Genomic DNA, 261 nt, shown 5'->3' on the forward strand with positions numbered 1-261 from the left:
TGCTGGGCGTGAAGGTGATCCTGTCCGCGCCAGGTTTCCGATCGCGGACACGCGGCACCTTCACCGGCACCGGTCCAGTTCCGGTCATCACCTCGCGTTCGGTTAGGTGACCATGGCGCATCAGCCGCGCGCGACCGTCGTCGAGCTTTTCCCCCGAGAAGGAGGCCATCAGCGCGGTCAACTTCGCATGGATCGCCTGTTCGATCAGCTTGCGCGCGCCATCGCCCAGGACGTTGGTGAATGGATCGGAGCGCAATCGCC

The 261-nt window shown here is 64.8% G+C and carries 1 pseudogene; it reads right to left on the reverse strand.

From position 1 onward, the window contains the following. Nucleotides 1–256: pseudogene (locus tag Q1A87_RS23975) on the reverse strand (IS256 family transposase); the annotation flags it as partial. Nucleotides 257–261 lie beyond the last annotated feature (5 nt).

The organism is uncultured Jannaschia sp., from assembly GCF_947494055.1.
Classification (GTDB): Bacteria; Pseudomonadota; Alphaproteobacteria; order Rhodobacterales; family Rhodobacteraceae; genus Jannaschia.